Annotated in this window: 1 protein-coding gene; it reads right to left on the minus strand. The window is 28.7% G+C overall.

Features of this window, described 5'->3' with window-relative positions; translation table 11 throughout:
* A partial coding sequence (locus AAON49_RS00010; RefSeq protein WP_349551719.1) for a Type 1 glutamine amidotransferase-like domain-containing protein occupies window positions 1–221 on the minus strand: 221 nt, incomplete at its 3' end.
* Window positions 222–279 lie beyond the last annotated feature (58 nt).

The raw sequence follows: 279 nt of genomic DNA on the forward strand, positions 1-279 counted from the left end.
TTTTTAAACTCATGAATTCCTTTCACTGTAATATCAATCTTAGAAAAGGCTTTTTTGGCAATCTCGGTATAGTTATCATATGAAATTCCACTAGGTCTGGCATAAGGAATGAATAATAATTCACCAACTCCTTTAAAAAATTCAGATAAGGTTGGTAATAAATAGTCTAAATAACCACTTCCATGTATGGTAGATGTACTTGCAACAATTAGTTTTTTCATAGCCTCAAAAATACGCAATGTACTCTTCAATTAACAAAACTTTATTTTAGATTTAATA

Origin of the sequence: Pseudotenacibaculum sp. MALMAid0570 (genome assembly GCF_040151415.1) — a bacterium.
Taxonomy (GTDB): domain Bacteria; phylum Bacteroidota; class Bacteroidia; order Flavobacteriales; family Flavobacteriaceae; genus Polaribacter.